General features: G+C 62.3%; 22 protein-coding genes. 8 read left to right on the top strand and 14 right to left on the bottom strand.

Annotated elements, in window-relative coordinates; translation table 11 throughout:
* Positions 1-12: 12 nt before the first annotated feature.
* Positions 13-1,317, bottom strand: coding sequence for a class I SAM-dependent RNA methyltransferase (locus QCE73_RS02005; protein ID WP_238285092.1), 1,305 nt, complete (start codon positions 1,315-1,317; stop codon positions 13-15).
* Between the two features lie 224 nt (positions 1,318-1,541).
* Here QCE73_RS02005 and QCE73_RS02010 point away from each other — a divergent pair, with 224 nt between their 5' ends.
* Positions 1,542-1,760 (top strand): hypothetical protein, encoded by a 219-nt coding sequence (locus QCE73_RS02010; RefSeq protein WP_075583800.1) that lies wholly within the window; start codon positions 1,542-1,544, stop codon positions 1,758-1,760.
* 71 nt (positions 1,761-1,831) lie between these two features.
* On the opposite strand, the gene QCE73_RS02015 is transcribed toward QCE73_RS02010, so the two are convergent.
* From QCE73_RS02015 to QCE73_RS02025, 3 genes are read right to left on the bottom strand one after another with little or no spacing between them, the layout of a single operon-like run.
* Positions 1,832-3,274, bottom strand: coding sequence for an NAD(P)(+) transhydrogenase (Re/Si-specific) subunit beta (locus QCE73_RS02015; RefSeq protein WP_035497701.1), 1,443 nt, complete (start codon positions 3,272-3,274; stop codon positions 1,832-1,834).
* Complete coding sequence (locus tag QCE73_RS02020) at positions 3,275-3,595, bottom strand: NAD(P) transhydrogenase subunit alpha (RefSeq protein ID WP_035497951.1); 321 nt, start codon at positions 3,593-3,595, stop codon at positions 3,275-3,277.
* Positions 3,596-3,614: 19 nt separating this feature from the next.
* A complete protein-coding gene (locus QCE73_RS02025) occupies positions 3,615-4,760 on the bottom strand; it encodes a Re/Si-specific NAD(P)(+) transhydrogenase subunit alpha (RefSeq protein ID WP_035497703.1) in 1,146 nt (381 codons plus the stop codon).
* Positions 4,761-4,987: 227 nt separating this feature from the next.
* Here QCE73_RS02025 and QCE73_RS02030 point away from each other — a divergent pair, with 227 nt between their 5' ends.
* The 3 genes from QCE73_RS02030 to QCE73_RS02040 all read left to right on the top strand — a co-directional run bounded on the left by QCE73_RS02030 (position 4,988) and on the right by QCE73_RS02040 (position 7,318).
* A complete protein-coding gene (locus tag QCE73_RS02030; RefSeq protein ID WP_309879576.1) occupies positions 4,988-5,470 on the top strand; it encodes an NUDIX hydrolase in 483 nt (160 codons plus the stop codon).
* A gap of 7 nt (positions 5,471-5,477) precedes the next feature.
* Complete coding sequence (mnmA, locus tag QCE73_RS02035) at positions 5,478-6,608, top strand: tRNA 2-thiouridine(34) synthase MnmA (protein WP_035497705.1); 1,131 nt, start codon at positions 5,478-5,480, stop codon at positions 6,606-6,608.
* A 152-nt stretch (positions 6,609-6,760) separates the two neighbouring features.
* The gene (locus QCE73_RS02040; protein ID WP_035497706.1) at positions 6,761-7,318 is read left to right on the top strand and encodes a TetR/AcrR family transcriptional regulator; all 558 of its coding nucleotides are present in this window, start codon (positions 6,761-6,763) and stop codon (positions 7,316-7,318) included.
* 266 nt (positions 7,319-7,584) lie between these two features.
* Here the strand turns inward: QCE73_RS02040 and QCE73_RS02045 are convergent, their stop codons facing one another.
* From QCE73_RS02045 to QCE73_RS02065, 5 genes are all read right to left on the bottom strand, one after another.
* A complete protein-coding gene (locus QCE73_RS02045) occupies positions 7,585-8,196 on the bottom strand; it encodes a glutathione S-transferase C-terminal domain-containing protein (protein ID WP_309879577.1) in 612 nt (203 codons plus the stop codon).
* Between the two features lie 137 nt (positions 8,197-8,333).
* On the bottom strand, positions 8,334-9,035 hold the full coding sequence (locus tag QCE73_RS02050) for a PqiC family protein (RefSeq protein WP_309879578.1): 702 nt from the start codon (positions 9,033-9,035) through the stop codon (positions 8,334-8,336).
* Entirely contained in the window at positions 9,032-10,705 is a 1,674-nt protein-coding gene (locus QCE73_RS02055; RefSeq protein WP_309879580.1) for an MlaD family protein, read from the bottom strand. Before QCE73_RS02055 ends, QCE73_RS02050 begins: the two co-directional genes overlap by 4 nt.
* Complete coding sequence (locus QCE73_RS02060) at positions 10,698-11,387, bottom strand: paraquat-inducible protein A (protein WP_309879581.1); 690 nt, start codon at positions 11,385-11,387, stop codon at positions 10,698-10,700. Before QCE73_RS02060 ends, QCE73_RS02055 begins: the two co-directional genes overlap by 8 nt.
* Complete coding sequence (locus tag QCE73_RS02065; protein WP_187607509.1) at positions 11,384-12,064, bottom strand: paraquat-inducible protein A; 681 nt, start codon at positions 12,062-12,064, stop codon at positions 11,384-11,386. The genes QCE73_RS02060 and QCE73_RS02065 overlap by 4 nt, the downstream gene beginning before the upstream one ends.
* A 460-nt stretch (positions 12,065-12,524) precedes the next feature.
* On the opposite strand from QCE73_RS02065, the gene QCE73_RS02070 reads away from it, so the two are divergent.
* From QCE73_RS02070 to QCE73_RS02080, 3 genes are all read left to right on the top strand, one after another.
* A complete protein-coding gene (locus QCE73_RS02070) occupies positions 12,525-13,094 on the top strand; it encodes a cytochrome b (protein ID WP_309879582.1) in 570 nt (189 codons plus the stop codon).
* Between the two features lie 116 nt (positions 13,095-13,210).
* Positions 13,211-13,768, top strand: coding sequence for a YceI family protein (locus QCE73_RS02075; protein WP_309879583.1), 558 nt, complete (start codon positions 13,211-13,213; stop codon positions 13,766-13,768).
* A 56-nt stretch (positions 13,769-13,824) separates the two neighbouring features.
* Complete coding sequence (locus tag QCE73_RS02080; RefSeq protein ID WP_035497711.1) at positions 13,825-14,403, top strand: YceI family protein; 579 nt, start codon at positions 13,825-13,827, stop codon at positions 14,401-14,403.
* Between the two features lie 142 nt (positions 14,404-14,545).
* Here the strand turns inward: QCE73_RS02080 and QCE73_RS02085 are convergent, their stop codons facing one another.
* On the bottom strand, positions 14,546-14,917 hold the full coding sequence (locus QCE73_RS02085) for a hypothetical protein (protein WP_309882022.1): 372 nt from the start codon (positions 14,915-14,917) through the stop codon (positions 14,546-14,548).
* Here QCE73_RS02085 and QCE73_RS02090 point away from each other — a divergent pair.
* Positions 14,807-15,550 carry a DUF5672 family protein gene (locus QCE73_RS02090; RefSeq protein ID WP_309881883.1) on the top strand — a complete coding sequence of 248 codons (744 nt, stop codon included), beginning with the start codon at positions 14,807-14,809 and terminating at the stop codon, positions 15,548-15,550. The two genes, QCE73_RS02085 and QCE73_RS02090, sit on opposite strands and share 111 nt — an antisense overlap.
* Before the next feature lie 115 nt (positions 15,551-15,665).
* Here the strand turns inward: QCE73_RS02090 and secF are convergent, their stop codons facing one another.
* The 4 genes from secF to tgt all read right to left on the bottom strand — a co-directional run bounded on the left by secF (position 15,666) and on the right by tgt (position 20,536).
* A complete protein-coding gene (secF, locus tag QCE73_RS02095) occupies positions 15,666-16,616 on the bottom strand; it encodes a protein translocase subunit SecF (RefSeq protein WP_035497712.1) in 951 nt (316 codons plus the stop codon).
* 26 nt (positions 16,617-16,642) lie between these two features.
* Positions 16,643-18,709 (bottom strand): protein translocase subunit SecD, encoded by a 2,067-nt coding sequence (gene secD, locus QCE73_RS02100; RefSeq protein ID WP_309879584.1) that lies wholly within the window; start codon positions 18,707-18,709, stop codon positions 16,643-16,645.
* 127 nt (positions 18,710-18,836) lie between these two features.
* Positions 18,837-19,166 carry a preprotein translocase subunit YajC gene (gene yajC, locus QCE73_RS02105; RefSeq protein ID WP_035497714.1) on the bottom strand — a complete coding sequence of 110 codons (330 nt, stop codon included), beginning with the start codon at positions 19,164-19,166 and terminating at the stop codon, positions 18,837-18,839.
* A 209-nt stretch (positions 19,167-19,375) separates the two neighbouring features.
* Positions 19,376-20,536 (bottom strand): tRNA guanosine(34) transglycosylase Tgt, encoded by a 1,161-nt coding sequence (tgt, locus tag QCE73_RS02110; RefSeq protein ID WP_309879586.1) that lies wholly within the window; start codon positions 20,534-20,536, stop codon positions 19,376-19,378.
* Positions 20,537-20,567: the final 31 nt, after the last annotated feature.

The raw sequence follows: 20,567 nt of genomic DNA on the forward strand, positions 1-20,567 counted from the left end.
CGGCGACGCGGCTCATTCGCCGGCGGGACGATTGCGCACGCTGCCCGCGATCAGATCGAAGCGGAACAGGCGGCATTCGAGCGCGCCATTGAAAAGCGGCGTCTTCGTCGATTCACGCAGCCGCAACAGGCCCGGCAGCTTGCGGTCGGACGTGAGCACGTATGCACGCCAACCGGGAAAGCGCTGCTTCAGCGCGTTGCCGAACGAGACGAAGAATTCCGTATCGGCCGGATCGGGCTGCGCGCGGGCGAATGTGTCGTCGTCCTCGCGGCGGGAGCGCGGCGTATCGCGGATCTCGCCGCGCGGACCGCGCCCGCGCACTTCGATCCGCTCGCCATACGGCGGATTCGCGAGGAGGATGCCCGGCGCGTCGGTCGGCGGGACCATGTTGCGGGCGTCGATCTGTTTGAGCGACAAATCGGTGATGCCTGCGCGGCCCAGGTTCGCGCGCGCCTTTTCTAGCATGTCGCCGGAAATGTCGCTGCCGAAGATGCTCAGCTCGGCTTGCGTGGCGCGGGCGGCGCGGCGTTGTTCGAGGGCGGCCGTTTTGAGCTTCTGCCACATGCCCGGATGAAACGGCTTCAGCTTTTCAAAGCCGAAACGCCGGTCGTTGCCCGGCGCGATGTTGAGCGCGGTTTGCGCCGCTTCGGCGAGGAAGGTGCCGCTGCCGCACATCGGATCGAAAAGCGGCGTGCCGGGGGTCCAGCCGGTGAGGCGCAGGATGCCGGCCGCGAGATTTTCGCGTAGCGGCGCGGCGCCTTTGTCCAGGCGCCAGCCGCGCTTGAAAAGCGGTTCGCCGGAGGTGTCGAGATAAAGCGTGCACTCGTTCACCGTGAGGAACGCGAACACGCGGACGTCGGGCTGCGCGGTATCGATGCTCGGACGCGCGCCGGCGACGTCGCGCAGGCGGTCGCAAACGGCGTCTTTCACGCGCAGCGTCGTGAATTCGAGGCTCTTCACCGGCGATTTGATCGCGGTGAGATCGACGCGCATCGTCTGGCTGGGCGTGAACCATTGCTCCCAGCGTTGGCGATGCGTGAGTTCGTAGATGTCCTGCTCGCTGCGATACGGGCCTTGCGCGACTTTCAGGAGCACGCGGCTCGCAATGCGCGAATGCAGGTTCGCCGCCATGCCCGCGACCCAGCCGCCCCGGAAGTGGACGCCGCCGGGCACTTGCGCGCCGACGATCAGCGATCCGCCGCCCGACAGCGGTGCGTTCGCCACATGACGCTCTCCGATCTCCGAAAGCTCGGCGGCGAGCGGCGCTTCGAGACCGCGCGGGCAGGGGACAAACCAGTCGAAGAGTGGGGAGGACATGAGCTGCTTTGAGGGACGTTTAAAGGCGGTATTGTACGCGCGTGCTCCACTGGGCCCGGACGTCGTCGCGCCAGGCAAACGAACTCGCGCTTTTGCGATGGCGACGGATGCGAACCGTCGGCCGGTCGTTTCTGTCCTGCCGAATTCGGAAAGTTCGTCTGTTGCTACGTCGGCTAGATCTCCAGAGTTTGATTTGGCGAAGCCCGCCAATCAAAGGAGATTCCATGCCGAACGTGTACGTTGAACCACTTCCGAAGCATCGCGAGGGAGCAATCGAAGGCTACGCACTCGAACTGTCAGCCACGCTGCGACTGACCACCGTGGACTACAGGACGCAAGCGGAAGCGATAAAGGCCGCGCGAGCCAACGGCCATAAACCTTTGGTCGCGCGTGTGAGAAAAACGGACAAGGGCAATCCCGATCACTGGCGGGCAGCAGATTAAGTACGAGCCTTCTTGACCCCGCAGCCGCGCCCGGAATCCACCGAGGCGCGGCTGTCGGACTACACGGGGCCTTATTCCACCGCCTTCATCATGTCTTCCACCACCTTTTTCGCGTCACCGAACACCATCATCGTTTTGTCCATATAGAACAGTTCGTTATCGAGCCCGGCATAACCCGCCGCCATCGACCGCTTGTTCACGATGATCGTCCGCGCCTTGTACGCTTCGAGAATCGGCATGCCGGCGATAACGGATTTCGGATCGGTTTTCGCGGCGGGGTTCACCACATCGTTCGCCCCGAGTACGAGCACCACATCCGTCTGACCGAACTCGCTGTTGATGTCCTCCATCTCGTGCACCATCTCGTACGGCACTTCGGCTTCGGCGAGCAGCACGTTCATGTGACCCGGCATCCGTCCCGCGACCGGGTGAATCGCGTAGCGCACATCAATGCCTTTCTCGACGAGCTTGTCCGTCAGCTCCTTCAGCGCATGCTGCGCGCGCGCCACGGCCAGGCCGTAACCCGGCACGATCACCACGCTTTCCGCATTGCCGAGCATGAACGCGGCGTCATCGGCGGAACCGGACTTGACCGGACGCTGCTCCGTCGAGCCGCCCGCAGAAGCACCGCCCGCCTCGCCGCCGAAGCCGCCGAGAATCACGTTGAAGAACGACCGATTCATCGCCTTGCACATGATGTACGACAGAATCGCGCCCGACGAACCCACCAGCGAACCCGCGATGATCAGCATCGGATTGTTCAGCGAGAAGCCGATGCCCGCCGCCGCCCAGCCCGAGTACGAGTTGAGCATCGACACGACCACCGGCATGTCCGCGCCGCCGATCGGGATGATGATCAACACGCCCAGCGCGAACGCGATGATCGTCATGATGATGAACGGCAGCCACGACTCGGTGAGCATGAAGATCACGCCGAAGCCGACCATCGCGATGGCCAGCAGCAGATTGATCAGATGCTGCCCCGAGTACACGACCGGCGCGCCCTGAAACAGCCGGAACTTGTACTTGCCCGACAGTTTGCCGAACGCGATGACCGAACCCGAGAACGTGATCGCGCCGACGAACGTGCCGATGAACAACTCGACGCGATTGCCGTACGGAATCGGCTCGCCAAGCGGCGCGAGTCCGAACGCCGCAGGTTCGGCGACCACGCCATACGCGATACACACGGCCGCGAGACCGATCAGCGAGTGCATCGCCGCGACGAGCTCGGGCATCTTCGTCATCTCGACTTTCGCCGCGATGTAAGCGCCCGCGCCGCCGCCGACGATCAGCGCGACGAACAGCAGTGACAACCCGAGCGCCAGATTCGCTTCGAGATACGCGGCCTGCTTCACGATCAGCGCGAGCGTGGTCAGAATGGCGATCGCCATGCCGGCCATGCCGAACGTGTTGCCGATACGCGCGGTCTTAGGATTGGACAAGCCCTTGAGCGCCTGGATAAAACACACCGAGGCGACGAGATACAGAAGGGTGACGACGTTGAGGCTCATTTACGCGCCCTCCTTGACCGCAAGCTTCTTCGGCTCTTTCTTCTTGAACATCTCGAGCATTCGCCGTGTGACGAGAAAGCCGCCGAACACGTTCACCGCCGCGAGCAGCACGGCGAGCGTGCCGAAGAACTTGCCGGCCACGCCGACCGTGAGGCCGACCGCGAGCATCGCGCCGACGATGACGATCGCCGAAATCGCGTTGGTCACGGCCATCAGCGGCGTATGCAGCGCAGGCGTGACGTTCCACACGACGTGATAGCCGACGTAAATGGCCAGCACGAAGATGATGAGGTTGATCACCGTGTGATTGATGACATCCATGTGCGTCTCCGTATCGGCGTTAAGCGGCCGCACGCGTGACTTGTCCATCGCGGCACTGGAGCGTGGCCGCGACGATGTCGTCCGCGAGGTCGATGTTGAGCGTGCCTTCCTTGGTGATGATGAGCTTCAGGAAGTCCAGAAGATTGCGGGCGTAGAGCGCGGAGGCATCGGCGCCGACCATCGAAGCGAGATTCGTATGGCCGACGATATGCACGCCGTGCTTCATCACCACCTGATCGACTTCGGTGAGCGGGCAGTTGCCGCCTTTGCGTCCCTCGAACTCGGGTCCGCGACCCGCGGCGAGATCGACGATCACGGAACCCGGCTTCATGTGCTTGACCGTTTCGATGGAGATGAGCGTCGGTGCGGGACGGCCGGGAATCAGCGCCGTCGAGATCACGATATCCGCCGCCTTCGCACGTTCGTGCACCTGCGCCGCCTGCCGCGCGAGCCAGCTTGGCGGCATCGGACGCGCATAGCCGCCGACGCCGACCGCAGCTTCGCGTTCTTCATCGGTTTCGAAGGGCACATCGACGAATTTCCCGCCGAGCGATTCGATCTGCTCCCGCACGGCCGGACGCACGTCGGATGCTTCGACGACCGCGCCGAGACGCTTGGCGGTGGCGATCGCCTGCAAACCCGCGACGCCCGCGCCGAGCACCAGCACGCGCGCAGCCTTGACGGTGCCGGCGGCGGTCATCAGCATCGGCATGAAGCGCTGGTAATACTGGCAGGCGATCAGCACAGCCTTGTACCCGGCGATGTTCGCCTGCGACGACAGCACGTCGAGGCTCTGCGCGCGCGTCGTGCGCGGCGCGGCTTCGAGCGCGAACGCAGTGACGCCCGACGATGCGAGCCGCGCGGTGTTTTCAGTGTTGAAGGGATCGAGCATGCCGATGAGCACGGCGCCCGGTTTGAGCATCGCCAGTTCGCTTTCGCTCGGCGATTGCACCTTGAGGACGATTTCGGCGGAAAAGGCCGTGGCCGCATCGACGAGATCCGCGCCCGCTTGCGCGAAGGCATCGTCGATATAGCTTGCCGGCAAGCCCGCACCGCTCTGGACAGAAACGCGATGTCCTTGCGTGACGAGCTTTTTGACCGTTTCGGGCGTAGCGGCGACGCGCGCCTCGTTCGCCCGCGTTTCAGCAGGCACTCCGATGTGCATCTTCAAATCCTCCTGTCTTTGTTGCCTCTTTCGCCCCGGGGAAAGGGTTAGGAAGGCTTAAGGCTGAGTAGTTATTTCAAATGCTGGAACTAACGGCTATCGCAACTGTAACCGAAGATTGCGCCCGCAAGGATCCGATCCGGCACTTGTTCCATCCGCCCCACGTCAGCGCTTACCCCTAGAACGGGACGCGCGGGATCGTCTCCGGGACGGTAAAATATCTCGCCATGAAATCAGACACTTGGGCCCCACACGTTACGGTGGCGGCAATCGTCGAGCGGGACGGAAAATTTCTCGTCATCGAAGAGCACACGTCCGCGGGGCTGCGAATCAACCAACCGGCCGGTCACCTCGAAGCGGGCGAAACGCTCGTCGAGGCGGTGATCCGCGAGACGCTCGAAGAAACGGCGCATCGCTTCGAGCCCGAGGCGCTCGTCGGCGCGTATATGACGCACTTCGCGCGACCGGGCCGCGACGTCACGTATCTGCGGTTCACGTTCTGCGGCAAGTCGCTGGGCGAAGAGACCGAACGTTCTCTCGATGAAGGCATCGTGCGCGCGCTGTGGCTCACCGCCGACGAGTTGCGTGCGTCCGTCGAGCGGCATCGGACGCCGCTCGTGATGAAGTGTGTCGACGATTATTTATCCGGGCGGCGCGTGCCGCTCGATTTCATTCATACGCATTCGGTCGCGCCGGTGGTGCGGGCGTGATATCCCTATGAGCAAGCGAAGAGTGGTAGTGGGCATGTCGGGCGGCGTGGATTCGTCCGTGACGGCATGGCTCCTGAAGGAACAGGGCTACGATGTCGTCGGCCTTTTCATGAAGAACTGGGAAGACGACGACGACGGCGAATACTGCTCGACCCGGCAGGACTGGATCGATGTGGTGTCGGTCGCGGATCTGATCGGCATCGACGTCGAGGCGGTCAACTTCGCCGCCGAGTACAAGGACCGTGTGTTCGCGGAGTTCCTGCGCGAGTATTCGGCGGGCCGCACGCCCAATCCGGACGTGCTCTGCAACGCGGAAATCAAGTTCAAGGCGTTCCTCGATCACGCGATGTCGCTCGGCGCGGAAACCATCGCGACGGGCCATTACGCGCGCGTGCGCGAGCAGAACGGGCTCTTCCAGTTGCTCAAGGCCACCGATTCGACCAAGGACCAGTCGTACTTCTTGCATCGGCTGAATCAGGCGCAACTGTCGAAGACACTGTTCCCGCTCGGCGAAATGCCGAAGACGAAAGTGCGCGAGATCGCCGCGCAGATCGGCCTGCCGAACGCGAAGAAAAAGGATTCGACGGGCATCTGCTTCATCGGAGAACGTCCGTTCCGCGAATTCCTGAACCGCTATCTGCCGACCAAACCCGGTCCGATGAAGACGCCCGACGGAAAGGTCGTCGGCGAGCATATCGGGCTGGCGTTCTATACGTTCGGGCAGCGCAAGGGCATTGGCATCGGCGGCGCGAAGGACGGCAGCGGCGAGCCGTGGTTCGTCGCCGGCAAGGACATGACGACGAACACGCTCTACGTGGTGCAGGGCCACGATCATCCGTGGCTTCTGTCGCCGACGCTCGTCGCGGGCAATACGAGCTGGGTCGCGGGCTTTGCGCCTGACGAAGGTGCGGCGTGCGGCGCCAAGACGCGGTATCGGCAGCAGGACGCGGCGTGCCGCTTCGCGCAAGCGGACGACGGCCGCTTCGCGCTTCATTTCGACGACGCTCAATGGGCCGTCACGCCAGGACAGTCCGCCGTGCTTTATCAGGGCGATGTGTGTCTGGGCGGCGGCATCATCGAGCACGCGGCGGCGGGGCGGGAATCGACGCAAACAGCGGCGCTTTCCGCCGCACGCTAGCATCGCCCGCAGCGATCGGACGACAAGCCCTGACTTCGGTTAGGGCTTTTTTATTTTCCATCGATTCGATAAAAACTTTTTGATACAAGCGCTTGACCGTCTATCTAGTGATAGATAAATTACGCACGTCAGCTTTATGGGCAATGAGACAAATGGACAAGAACACGGTACGCGAAGCGCTTTTGGATCACGCCCAGACCCTGTTGATGACGCGCGGATACAACGGATTCAGCTATCGCGACCTGTCCGATCTGGTCGGCGTGAAAACTTCGAGCATCCACTATTACTTCCCGACCAAGGAAGATCTCGCGCTCGAAGCCGTGAACGCGTACAGCGCGGACGTGATGTCGTCGATCTACGCGATCGACAGTTCCGCCCCCGCCGACAAGAAGCTCGATCGGTATACGAAGCTGTTCGGGCGAATCATCGGCGGCGGCAACCAGATTTGCCTGTGCGGCATGCTCGCGGCGGACATCGAATCGCTGCCGGAGAAGGTCCGCCACGTCGTGCAGTCGTTCTACAAGGCGAACGAAAACTGGCTGGCGAAAGTGCTCGCGGAAGGTGAGGCGCAGGACACGCTCGATGCCGGTGGCAAACCCGAGGCCGCGGCGCGCACCTTATACGCCGCGTTTCAGGGAAGCCTGCTCGCCTGCCGCCTGTTTCAGACACGCGCGCGTCTGGAAGAGATCGCCGACGCCTTCCGCCGGTAGATAAAGCTGTGGATAACCTTGTGAGAAACCGGTGAATTCACAGTTGGTTATCTATCACTGCGTAGATAGATTTTGACGGGCTAAGACAGTTTCCCGAGCGCCACCGTGTTTTCGTCCGTCGATATGGCGAAAGGGCGGGTGTTTCGGGAAGAAAGCGCCTGCATCGGACATTGAATAGTCCTATTGCAATTCAATATCTATCTAGTAGTAGATGCGGCTTAAAAGCTCCCACCACGCACGGGCATTCCGGCGCTCCGGCCTCGCGATCAGACCGGCGCGGTATCTACGAACGACTGGCGCTGCGAGATGCGCGCGTAGTACTTGTCGAGATTCGGATGCGCATCCCGCCAGTTCAGATCGGGCATACGGAAGTCGAGATATCCGAGCGCGCAGCCGCACGCGATATCCGCGAGCGTGAAGCGGTTCGCCGAGCACCACTGCTTCGAGCCGAGACCGCGCGCCATCGCGCGCAGACCATCCTCGATCTTTTGACGCTGGCGCGTCGTCCATTTTTCGCTGCGATGCGCTTCTTCGCGCAAGACGCCTTCGAGACGGATCAGCACGGCGGCATCGAGCATGCCGTCGGCGAGCGCTTCCCAGCAACGCACTTCGGTGCGCTCGCGGCGTTCCTGCGGCAGCAGCTTGCCGACAGGCGTAAGCGTGTCCACGTACTCGCAGATCACGCGCGAATCGAACACCGCTTCGCCGTCGTCCAGAATGAGGCACGGCACCTTGCCGAGCGGGTTGTAGTCGTGGATCTTCGAATCGGATGCCCAGACGTCTTCGAGCACCAGTTCGCAATCGATCTTCTTTTCCGCCATGACGATCCGCACTTTGCGGACGAACGGGCTGGGATGCGAACCGATCAGTTTCATCATCTAATTTTCAGGTTTGATTCGGAATGCGGGCGACGACGATCTTAACCGGGCGCGCACGAACCATCGGCAAATTAGAGATGGCTTGCGTCGCCGATGTCGTCTGCCGACAACATGAGGCGCGCCCGGCGTGGCGTGGATCATTGCGCGCTGGCTGTCGTCGCGCCGTTCGTGGACGGACACGGCAAAACCGGCGCGGCTGCGGGCTTCGCGTTCGCGTTGTTCTTGCCTTTCGCGGACGTGACCGGCGCACTCGTCGTTGCGGGGAGGGCGCTCAGGCTGCGCACGCCCGCGGAGATCGCGGAGGCGAGCGTATCGACCGCCTTGCGATGGCCTTCGACGAGCGCGTCGTAACCCGCGTCCACGCGTTCCTGCGCGACGGTCCGACACGTGAGTACCGTATCCGATCCGGTGGCGCGCACGCTCCACACGGCGTCGATCACGGCCTGCGAGCCGGGCCAGGATTCGAAGCGCCGCACGTTCACCTTCACGCGATACACCGGCACCGACTCCGGATGCGGCGTGCCATATACATCGATCGCGCCGAGCTGCTGCGTGAGATCGGCGGACAGCGCGCGCCGCACTTCGTCGCCGGGCAGCGACGCCCAGCGCTCATCTTCGAGCACGCGAACCTGCGCGGGACTCGTCTGCACCACCAACTGATTCTTCGTGACCTGCTGCGGCACGTCGACGGGCGCGAGCTCGAAATAGAACGACGCCTGCGTGGACGGCACGGGACGCGCATCGCCGCCGCCGAGCGTGTAGAAACGGCTCGCCGGCGAAGCGCAGGCGGCGAGCATCGCCGATGCGCTCAAGGTCAACATCAACGAGCCGAACTTCATGGTTTGTCTCCCGATTTTCCGCGCAAGAGCGATTCCGGATGGCGTTCCAGATAATCCGCGAGCGAGTTGAGCGATTGCAGCGTGCGCGTGAGTTCCTGCAGCGCCTGATGCACGTCCGACTGAAGCGGCGAGTCTGATTGCAGCGTCGATTGCGCCTGGCCGAAGGTCTTCTTCGCCTGCGTGAGCGTGTCGCGCATTTCCGGCATGACTTCCTTGTCCATCCGGTCGAACAGCGCGTTCGCGTTCTTCAGCGAGCCGTTCAGATTGGTGCCGATTTCGTCGAACGGAATCTTGTCGATCTTGCGCGCGATATCGGCGATCTGAAGTTGCAGCTCGTCGAGCGTGTTCGGCACGGTCGGCAGTTCGAGCGGATCGTTGGCGACGTTGACCTTCGCGGGCGCAGCCTTCGGGAAGAAGTCGAGCGCGATATACAACTGGCTCGTCAGCAAATTGCCGGTGCGCAACTGTCCGCGCAAACCGCGATTCACGAGCAGTTGCAGCATGTCCTGACTCGCCGTCGTGCCTTGCTCGGGCAGCGCCTGCTTCGCGCGCCTGCCGAGACGATCCGGATAGAGATCGATCGTGACCGGCATCATGAACGCGTGCGATTTCGGATCGTATTGCACGCCGATGCCCGTGACCTGACCGAGCACGATGCCGCGGAAATCGACGGGCGCGCCGACCGACAGCCCGCGCAACGACTGATTGAAGTTCATCACGACATGAACCGGCTGGCCATCGGGATCGCGCATCGCGTCGGCCTGATCGCCGGCGAGGCGGAACGTTGCGTTGTTTTGCGCCTGTGGTCCGGACTGCTGGTTCGGCGGCGTCTGGAACGCGATGCCGCCCAGCACGACCGTCGCGAGCGACTGCGTGTTGAGCGTGAAGCCGCTCGAATCGAGCCGCAGATCGACGCCGCTCGCATGCCACCAGCGCGCGTTGGTGCCGACGTACTGATCGTAGGGCGAGGTGACGAACACCTGAAGGGTGACGCCGGTGCCGTCCTTGTCGAGCGAGAAGGCGACGACCTGCCCGACCTGCACGCGCCGGTAATAGACCGGCGAGCCGATATCGAGCGAGCCGAGCGACTCGCCGTGCAGCGTGAACGTGTGCCCCTTCTGGTCGCCGGTGACGGCGGGCGGCGTCTCCAGCCCGACGAAGTAGGTCTGGTCGTCGGTGGACTTGCCCGCATCGACGCCGATGTACGCGCCCGACAGAAGCGTCGACAGACCGGTCACGCCGCTTGCCGCGACGCGCGGGCGCACGACCCAGAAGCGCGTGTCCTTGACGGCGAAATCGGTGGCTTCCTTGGTGAGCTGAACGTCGACGAGCACGCGCGAATGATCCTTCGACAACGTGATGGTTTTGACCGTGCCGATATCGACGTCCTTGAACTTCACCTTCGTCTTGCCCGGTTCGAGACCTTCCGCGCTCACGAAGCTGATGGTCACGGTCGGTCCGCGGCTCGACACCGTCTTCACGACGAGAATCACGCCGATCAGCGCCGCGACGAGCGGAATGACCCACACCAGCGAGGGCAGCCAGCGGCTGCGCGGCTCGATCACGGGTTCGGGCAGATTCGGCGGCAGGCCGCCGCTGTTGCCCTTGTCGCCGTTGCCGGCGGGCGGCGCCGGCTGCTTCGGGTCGTTCGGACCTTGGGCACTAGTCATATCTCTTTCCTGACGGTTCGATGTTGTCCCACATGAGGCGCGGGTCGAATTGCATGGACGCGATCATCGTCAGCACGACGACCGATGCGAACGCGAGCGCGCCCGGCCCCGGCGTGATGACCGCGAGCGACTTGAAGCGCACGAGCGCGATGGTGAGCGTGATCACGAAGACATCGAGCATCGACCAGCGCCCGATGCCTTCGACGATGCGAAAGAGCGTCGTGCGCTGACGTGGCCGCCAGACGGAGCGTCGCTGCACGCTGATGGTGAGAAAGCCGAGTGTGGCGAGCTTCAGCATCGGCACGAGAATGCTGGCGACGAAAATCACCGCGGCGAGCGGGTAGTCGCCGTCGTTCCAGAAGAGCGCGACGCCGCTCATGATGGTGTCGTCCTCGGAGCCGAGAATCGACGACGTGTGCATGATCGGAAAGAGATTCGCCGGGATATAAAGAATCGCCGCGCTGATGAGCAGCGCCCAGGTGCGCGCGATGCTGTCGGGATGGCGCCGGTGCACCACCGCGTCGCAGCGCGTGCAGCGTTGCTTCTCGACGGTGCGCGCGAGCGGCTGGACAAGCCCGCAGGCATGACACGACACGACGTTCGCGCGCGACGCCGTGGTGTAGTAAGTCTCGCTAGCTTGCTCGCCGGTTGCCGGATCGGCCGGATCGATCGGATCGTTCACGATTTCTGCCTCGCTTCAGAGGGGATGCGCTTGCGGCCGTTCGCGCGCTGTGTCGCGTCGCGCCGGCCGAGTTCGGTCGCGATGTCCCAGAGCGCGCGCGGATCGAAACTCACGACGACCGCAAACATGAGCGTCAGCGCGCCGAACGCGAAGAGCGCCGCTTCGGGAATCACGCGCGCGATGCTGACCATCTTCACGAGCGTAACGAGCACGCCGAGCATGAAGACTTCGATCATGCCCCACGGACGCACGAACTGAATGCCGCGCAGGAGCGCATTGAAGCCCGGCGGAACGTAGCCCGAGCGCAGCGGCAGCAGCACATAGAGCAGCGCGAGCAGTTCGCACAACGGAAACAGAATCGTCGAGCAGAAGACGAGCACCGCCATCAACTCCATCTGCTCGTTCCACAGCGCGACGATCGCGCCGATGAGCGTGGTCTGAGACGTGAGGCCGTTCGCATCCAGCTCGACGATGGGAAAGCCCTGCGCGATCACGAACGTGACGAGCGCCGCGAGCGTCATCGCGCAGATTTTGTCGAGGTTCGACGAGATGCTGCGATAGAGCAGCGATCCGCATCGCGGACATTTCGCCGAAGTGCGCTGAGGCAGCGCACGTTTATGGAAGAGCGCGTCGCATTCGTGACACGCGATGAGATCATCCGGTTCGTTCGCGTTCATGGTCGAGGCCCGAGACTTGTCGAGCATAGTGGTCGGGCGCCGCGAAGGCCGGCTCCGACGGAGCTTAGCAAGCCGTGGGCCAGCACAAAAAGTAACAGCATGGTATCAAATGGCGAGTCGCCGACGGATTGAGCGGGATGCTTCGCGCGCGCGGAATGAAATCGCCGCTCCGCTCGTTAATACATCGATGCCGGAATCAAGCGCGGATCGCGCCGCTTGTTCGCGCCTTCATCGACCGTTGCACGCGTGGAATAGTTCGTTGCATGCGCGGCACGCAAAGGCTCCGCAACATGGCTCGATTGCCCGCAAAGCCGCGCCGGGACTGGCTTTGCGGGTTCGGTGCGGGCTTTTTCGCGCGCGCTGGCAATTCGTTATCGTTGATGTAGCATGGCGGCCTTGAACACCTGTCGTCGGCTGGCGACGGGGCAGGGCAACATCGAACATATGAGGTGAAAGGAAAATGGAAAGCACCGCTCGCATCGCGGCGACGCCGCCGGCGCAACGCTACAGCGCCACGGCGATCGGGCTGCATTGGCTGATCGCGTTGTTGATCGTGTGCGGCTTCTGGCTCGGCTGGATCATGACCGACATCCCGGGCATCACGCCGACGAAGCTCAAGTACTTCTCGTGGCACAAGTGGATCGGCGTGACGGTGTTCGCGCTCGCGCTGTTGCGCCTCATCTGGCGCGCGACGCATCAGGCGCCGCCGATGCCCGACGGCATGCCGCGCTGGCAGCACAACGCGGCGAACCTGACGCATTTTCTGCTCTACCTGCTGATGCTCGTCATTCCCGCGTCCGGTTATCTCTACAGTTCGGCGGCCGGCATTCAGGTGGTCTATCTCGGCGTGCTGCCGCTGCCGACGATCATCGGTCCGGACAAGGCGCTGAAGGCGACGCTGCGCATCGTGCATGTCGCGCTGAACTACACGTTGCTGTTCTTCGTCGTGATGCACGTGCTCGCTGCGCTGAAGCACCATTTCGTCGATCGCGACGGCTTGCTCGCTCGTATGCTGCCGTTCCTCAAGTAAGCGCATCGCATTGTTTCTTCGCCGTTGGCAGGTCGTTTCCCGGCGGCTGATTGTTATCGCGTTCTAATGATTTCCAATACCGGTTTGTTCGATCGGACTGTTTGAATAGGGCACACATGAAAGTGAAACTCAATCGTTGGATGCTGGCTACGGCGGCTTCGCTTGCTCTGGTCGCCGGCGCACAGGCGCAGGTGGATGCAAGCAAGAGCACGGTGATCGCCACGTCGAAGCAGATGAACGTCCCCACCGACGGCAAGTTCAACAAGTTCAGCGCGCAGATCGCCTTCGACCCGGCGAAGCCGGCCGCGGGCACGGCGAACATCACGATCGACACCGGCAGCTACGACCTCGGCGACGACGACTACAACAAGCAGGTTCGCGGCGCGGAATGGTTCGATGCCGCCAAGTTCCCGACGGCGACCTTCGTCTCAAGCGCGATCGCGCCGGCCGGCGGCAACAAGTACAACGTGACCGGCAAGATCACGATCAAGGGCAAGTCGCAGACGGTCACGGTTCCTGTGACGGTCACGCAGCAGGGCGCGACGGAAACCTTCGACGGCGCGCTGCCGATCAAGCGCACCCAGTTCGATGTCGGGACGGGCGAATGGAAAGACACGTCGATCGTCGCGGACGACGTCGTCATCAAGTTTCACATCGTTGCCGCGAAGAAGTGAGCGGCGGTTTTGTCACACACGCATATTCAGCGTACCTAGTTAGTCAGGAGAAGAACTTGAAAAAGCTTTCGATCATCGCCGCGGGCGCGGTTGCACTGGGTCTGTCGTTCGGCGCGATGGCCGCCGACACGTACAAGCTCGACCCGAATCACACGTATCCGAGCTTCGAAGCCGATCACTTCGGCGGCGTGTCGACGTGGCGCGGCAAGTTCAACAAGAGCAGCGGCGAAGTCACGCTGGATCGCGCGGCGAAGACCGGCACGGTGAACGTGACGATCGACCTGTCGTCGGTCAACACGGGCAATCCGAAGCTGGACGAGCACCTGCAGAAGGCCGAGTTCTTCGACGTCGCGAAGTATCCGACGGCCGAGTACAAGGGCACGTCGATCAAGTTCGACGGCGACCAGCCCTCGGAAGTGATCGGCACGCTGACGATGCACGGCGTGACGAAGCCGATCAACCTGAAGGTCGAGAGCTTCAAATGCTTCGTGAATCCGATGATGAAGAAGGAAGTGTGCGGCGTGGAAGCGACGACGACCTTCGATCGCGGCGACTTCGGAATGGACTACGGCAAGGCGTATGGTTTCAGCCTGAAGACGGTGCTGCATATTCAGGCCGAAGGCGTGAAGCAGTAAGCTTCTTCGGTTTTACCGGCAAGCCGCTTCGCGCGCCGACGCGAAGCGGCGCCGCATGACGACAGGCGCTCCGGCGTCTTGCCTGAAGTTCTCCATTTTCCCCCGCGTTGTTCAATTCGGAGTTTCGTCGCTCCGATGCGCGTCAGTCGTTGTTCCCCTTTCCAGACAAGCCACAGACTTTTGCTGATTCGGCAAGGCGGACTGCTATTCTGCGCACGTCAGCAGCGTGCATGGCTGCATGAAAGCAAGATAAACAACCATCAGAAAACAAGCTGGTGCAATGAATAGCGACTCCAGAACCGATCTGAGCAACGTGACGATATGTGCCGTGGACTCGCTCAATCCCCGGCTGGCGTCGCGTGCGCTGGAGATTTCGAGCAGACATTGCAAGTTCGGCGATGTCGTGCTCTTCACGCATGAAGAAGTCGATACCGAAGCGCGAATCGTCACTACGCCTCACATCGCGTCGCGCGAGCAGTATAACGATTTCATCCTCAAGAACGTCATTCGCCATATCCACACGCCGTGGGTCTTGCTCGTGCAATGGGACGGTTACGTTGTCGATCCCTCGGCGTGGAGCGCGGACTTTTTGGACTACGACTATATCGGCGCGCGCTGGCCGTCGTATAACGATGGCATGTCCGTCGGAAATGGCGGATTCTCGTTGCGCTCGGCGAAACTCATGCATCTGCTTGCGAGCGATGAATTTCCGCTGCGTGACGGAATCAACGAAGACGAGCTGATCGGCCGGATTTATCGACCGGTTCTGGAGGCGCAACATGGCATCAAGTTTTCGCCCAATGAAGTTGCGGACCGGTTCTCATATGAAAATGCCGCGCCATCAGGGCCGACGTTCGGATTTCATTCTCCGCATAACTTTTTCCAACACCTGACTGACCTGGAACTAAGGGAACTGGTCGATATGGCGCATCCGGGCACGGTCGCCACGGACAGCATGATCTGCCTGCTGGCAAACTACCTCGTTCGCAACCGGCTCGTTCCGGTCAGGATCTTGTACTCCGGCATGATGCAAACGGTCGACGCCGATCATGTGCGAGAGACGCTCCTCAAAGTAGGCATGAGCGCGGATCTGGCCGAATATTGCGTGTCGCGTTGCGAAGCGCTGATCCGCGAGCCTGCGCCCTGAACGGTTTCGGGTTGAGCGAATTCCGTCGGGCCGAAGGCGGTGAGCCGCAAACAAAAAGGGCCGGTCTTTCACAGACCGGCCCTTTTGCTTTTCTACGCAGACACCAGGTTCACGCTCAAACCTGCGCGCCCGCGTTCGGATCGTTCGGATCGAACTTGTCCTTCTTGTCCTTTACGAGATCCTCACGCTTCACGCCGAACCACATCGCGAGCGCCGCCGCGACGAACACCGACGAATAGATACCGAACAGAATACCGACGGTCAACGCCAGCGCGAAGTAATGCAGCGTCGGGCCTCCGAAGAAGAACATCGACAGCACCATCATTTCCGTACAGCCGTGGGTGATGATGGTTCGCGACATAGTGCTCGTGATCGCGTGGTCGATCACTTCCCTCACCGTCATCTTGCGCTGCTTGCGGAAGGTTTCGCGAATCCGGTCGAAGATAACCACCGACTCGTTCACCGAATAGCCGAGCACCGCGAGAATTGCCGCCAGCACGGACAGCGAGAACTCCCACTGGAAGTAGGCGAAGAAGCCGAGAATGATCACCACGTCGTGCAGGTTGGCGATGATGCCCGCCACCGCGTACTTCCATTCGAAGCGGAACGACAGATAGATCACGATGCCGATCACCACGCACGCAAGCGCGAGCAGGCCGTTCGTCACGAGTTCCTTGCCGACCTGCGGACCGACGAACTCGACGCGCTGCAGCTTCACTTCAGCGTTGTCGGTCTTGAGCGCGGTCATCACCTGATCGCTCTGCTGCGCGGACGTCAGGCCCTGCTTGAGCGGCAGACGAATCAGCACATCCTGCGACGTGCCGAAGTTCTGCACCTGCGCGTCGGGGTACCCGAGCCTCGACATCGACGCGCGCACCGGTTCGAGCTGCGCGGCTTGCGGATACTGCACTTCGACGACCGTGCCGCCGGTGAACTCCACCGACAGATGCAGCCCGCGATGCACGAGGAAAAATACGGCCACGAGAAACGTCACGAACGAAATCACGTTGAAGATCAACGCGCGTTCCATGAACGGCAAGTCGCGGCGAATACGGAAGAATTCCATTGTCTATCTCTCCGGACTCAGCGGAATCAGCGGGACTCGCCCGGTTTCTGTTGATCGATGCCGGGGCCCGAACGACGGCGCACCGTCGGCTTGCCCGAGCGCGCTTGCGCCTGAGGCGCCGGGCGCGGCGCGGCCACTGCCGTCTTCGTCTTGCCCTTCGCGGTCTTTACGATTTCGTCGACGGGCGATTCTTCGCCGCGCTGCGCCGCGAGATAGGCCGCCGCGGCCGCTTCGGCGTTCGCGCCTTCCGGACGCCACACCTGACCGATCGCGAGCGACTTCAGCTTCTTCTTGCCGCCGTACCACAGATTCACGAGGCCGCGCGAGAAGAACACGGCGGAGAACATCGACGTGAGAATGCCGATACAGTGCACGACCGCGAAGCCGCGCACCGGACCCGAACCGAACGCGAGCAGCGCGAGACCGGCGATCAGCGTGGTGACGTTCGAGTCGAGAATCGTCGCCCAGGCGTGCTTGAAGCCTTCCTGAATCGCGGTCTGCGGCGGCGCGCCGTTACGCAGTTCCTCGCGGATACGTTCGTTGATCAGCACGTTCGCGTCGATCGCCATACCGAGCGCGAGCGCGATAGCCGCGATGCCCGGCAGGGTCAACGTCGCCTGCAGGAGCGAGAGCACCGCGACCAGCAACAGCAGATTGACCGACAGCGCCAGCATCGAAAACACGCCGAACAGCAGGTAGTACGCGATCATGAAGATGGCGATCGCGGCGAAACCGTAGGTCACCGAATCGAAGCCCTTCTTGATGTTGTCCGCGCCGAGGCTCGGGCCGACCGTGCGTTCCTCGATGATGTCCATCGGCGCCGCGAGCGAGCCGGCGCGCAGCAGCAGCGCGAGATCGGTGGCGGCTTGCGGCGTCGGCTGGCCGGTGATCGAGAAGCGGTCGCCGAGTTCGGACTGGATCGTCGCGACGGTCAGCACTTCGCCCTTGCCCTTTTCGAACAGGACCATGGCCATCGGCTTGCCGATGTTGTCGCGCGACACCGCCGACACGGCGCGGCCGCCGGCCGAGTCCAGACGGATATTGACCGACGGGCGCTGATGCTCGTCGAAGCCCGCCGATGCGTCGATGATGCGGTCGCCGGTGAAGATCACCTGCTTGCGCAAGAGCACGAGGCGGTCGCCCTGCTTGAACGCTTCGTCGCCGGGCGGCACCGCGTCGTTCGGACCGATGTAGGTGTTGACCGGATCGGCCAGGCGCGCTTCGAGCGTCGCCGTGCGGCCGATGATGTCCTTCGCCTTCGCGGTGTCCTGCACGCCCGGCAACTCGACCACGATGCGGTCCGAGCCCTGCTGCTGGATCACCGGCTCCGCGACGCCGAGTTCGTTCACGCGGTTATGCAGCGTAGTGATGTTCTGCTTGAGCGCGCTGTCTTCGACGATCTTCTGAGCGGCGGTCGAGAACGTGCCGACCACCTGGAAGCCGTCGCCGCTCTGGCGCGTCGTCCATTGCAGTTCGGACACGCCCGTCTGGAGCTGCGTACGCGCGCTGTCCGCGCCCGCCTGATCCGAGAAGTTCACGACCACCGATTGCCCGACGCGGTTCACGCCGCCGTCGCGGATATTGCGATCGCGCAGATAGGTGCGCGCGTCGGCGGCATCGGAATCGAGCTTCTTGTTGAGCGCGCCGGCCATGTCGACCTGCAGCAGGAAGTGCACGCCGCCGCGCAGATCGAGACCGAGGTACATCGGCAGCGCATGCAGCGCCGTCAGCCAGCGCGGCGAAGCGCTCTGCAGATTCAGCGCGACGATGTACTGCGGATCGGTCGGATCGGAATTCAGCGCCTTCGAGAGAAGATCCTTCACGTGCAACTGCGTGTCGGTGTCCTTCAGGCGCACGCGGATGTTCGCGTTGAGCTGCGAATTATCGAAGGTGACTTCGTCGGCCTTGATGTTGCTCGCAGCGAGCGCGGATTCGACATTCGCAAGCGTCGAGGAATCGAGCTTGACCGTCGCCTTGCCGCTCGACACCTGAACTGCGGGCGCCTCGCCGAAGAAGTTGGGGAGCGTGTACACGAGACCGATGACGAGCGCCACCAGCATCACGACATACTTCCAGAGGGGATAACGATTCATGGGGATGGCCGACCGGAAAGTTGGCTTCGGAGGAGAGGGCGTCCGGCGTTATGCGCGATGAGCCGGTCGTGAAGACTCGGACGGCTCGGTGAGCGAGGCCGCGCCGGACGCGGTGGAACGAGTGGCCTTACAGCGACTTGATCGTGCCCTTCGGGAGAATGGTCGTCACGGCAGCCTTCTGGATGGTGATTTCCGTGCCTTCGGCGATTTCGACGCCCACGTAAGCATCCGTGACCTTCGTGACCTTGCCGACGATGCCGCCGTTCGTCACCACTTCATCGCCCTTGGCCATGGCGGAGAGCATGTTGCGATGCTCCTTCTGACGCTTCATCTGCGGACGGATCATGATGAAGTACAGCACCGCGAACATCAGGATCAGCGGCAGGAAGCTCATCAGGCTCGATTCCGCGCCACCCGCGGTAAGGCCTTGTGCATAAGCATTGGAAATGAACGACACGTTGGTCTCTCCGTTAAAACGTCACAAATACGTTCGAAAAACTCGAATGGAAATTAGCCCGGTATTCTACCACTCGCGTATGCCGCGACACTCCGGGAATGCGCTTTGCCATCAAGCCGTTACGACTCGGTGTCCCGGACTTTCGCGGCATTTCCCGCAAGCGGTAGAAAGGCGATTGTAATGCTTGTCGTACCGTTTCAAGACCCGGCTTAATCGACTCCGCGCGCGCGATTCTCCGCAAAGGTCTTGCGGAACGCTTCGAACGTATGATTTTCGATCGATTCCCGCACTTCGCCGATCAGTTCGAGGTAGTAGTGCAGGTTGTGAATCGTGTTCAGTTGCGCGCCGAGAATTTCGCCGACGCGATGCAGATGATGCAGATAGCCGCGCGTGAAGTTCCGGCACGTGTAGCAGCCGCAGCTCTCGTCGAGCGGCTTCATCGAGTTCTTGTGCGTCGCGTTCTTGATCTTGAGATCGCCGAAGCGCGTGAAGAGCCAGCCGTTGCGCGCGTTGCGCGTGGGCATCACGCAGTCGAACATGTCGACGCCCGCCGCGACGCCCGCGACAAGATCCTCCGGCGTGCCGACGCCCATCAGGTAATGCGGCTTGTCGGCCGGCAGCTTCGGGCCGATGTGATTCAGCACGCGCATCATGTCTTCCTTCGGCTCGCCGACCGACAGCCCGCCGATCGCGAGGCCATGAAAGCCGATGTCGGAAAGACCGGCGAGCGATTCGTCGCGCAGGTCTTCGAACATGCCGCCCTGCACGATACCGAAGAGCGCGTTCGGGTTGCCGAGCTTGTTGAATTCGTCGATGGAGCGCTTCGCCCAGCGCATCGACATGCGCATCGAATCCGCGGCGTCCTTGTGCGAAGTCGGAATGCCGTTGGTCGAGTAGGGCGTGCATTCGTCGAACTGCATGACGATGTCGGAGTTCAGCACCTTTTGAATCTGCATCGACACTTCGGGCGACAGGAAAAGCTTGTCACCATTGATCGGCGACGCGAACGTGACGCCTTCTTCCGTGATCTTGCGCAGTTCGCCGAGCGAAAACACCTGAAAGCCGCCGGAATCGGTCAGAATCGGCCGGTTCCAGCCCATGAACTTGTGCAAGCCGCCGTGCGCGCCGATGACTTCCAGCCCCGGACGCAGCCACAGGTGGAATGTGTTGCCGAGGATGATCTGCGCGCGAATCTCTTCGAGTTCGCGCGGCTGGATCGCCTTGACGGTGCCGTAGGTGCCGACCGGCATGAAGATCGGCGTCTCGACGACGCCGTGATTGAGCGTGAGACGGCCGCGGCGCGCCTGGCCGTCGGTCGTCAGCAATTCGAACTTGAGCCCGTTCTCGGGCGGGGTATGGGTTGCGGTCATTTGATTTCCTGCCACTGGAAAACAGTCCAGC

The organism is Caballeronia sp. LZ029 (assembly GCF_031451275.1).
In the GTDB taxonomy this organism is placed as follows: domain Bacteria; phylum Pseudomonadota; class Gammaproteobacteria; order Burkholderiales; family Burkholderiaceae; genus Caballeronia; species Caballeronia jiangsuensis.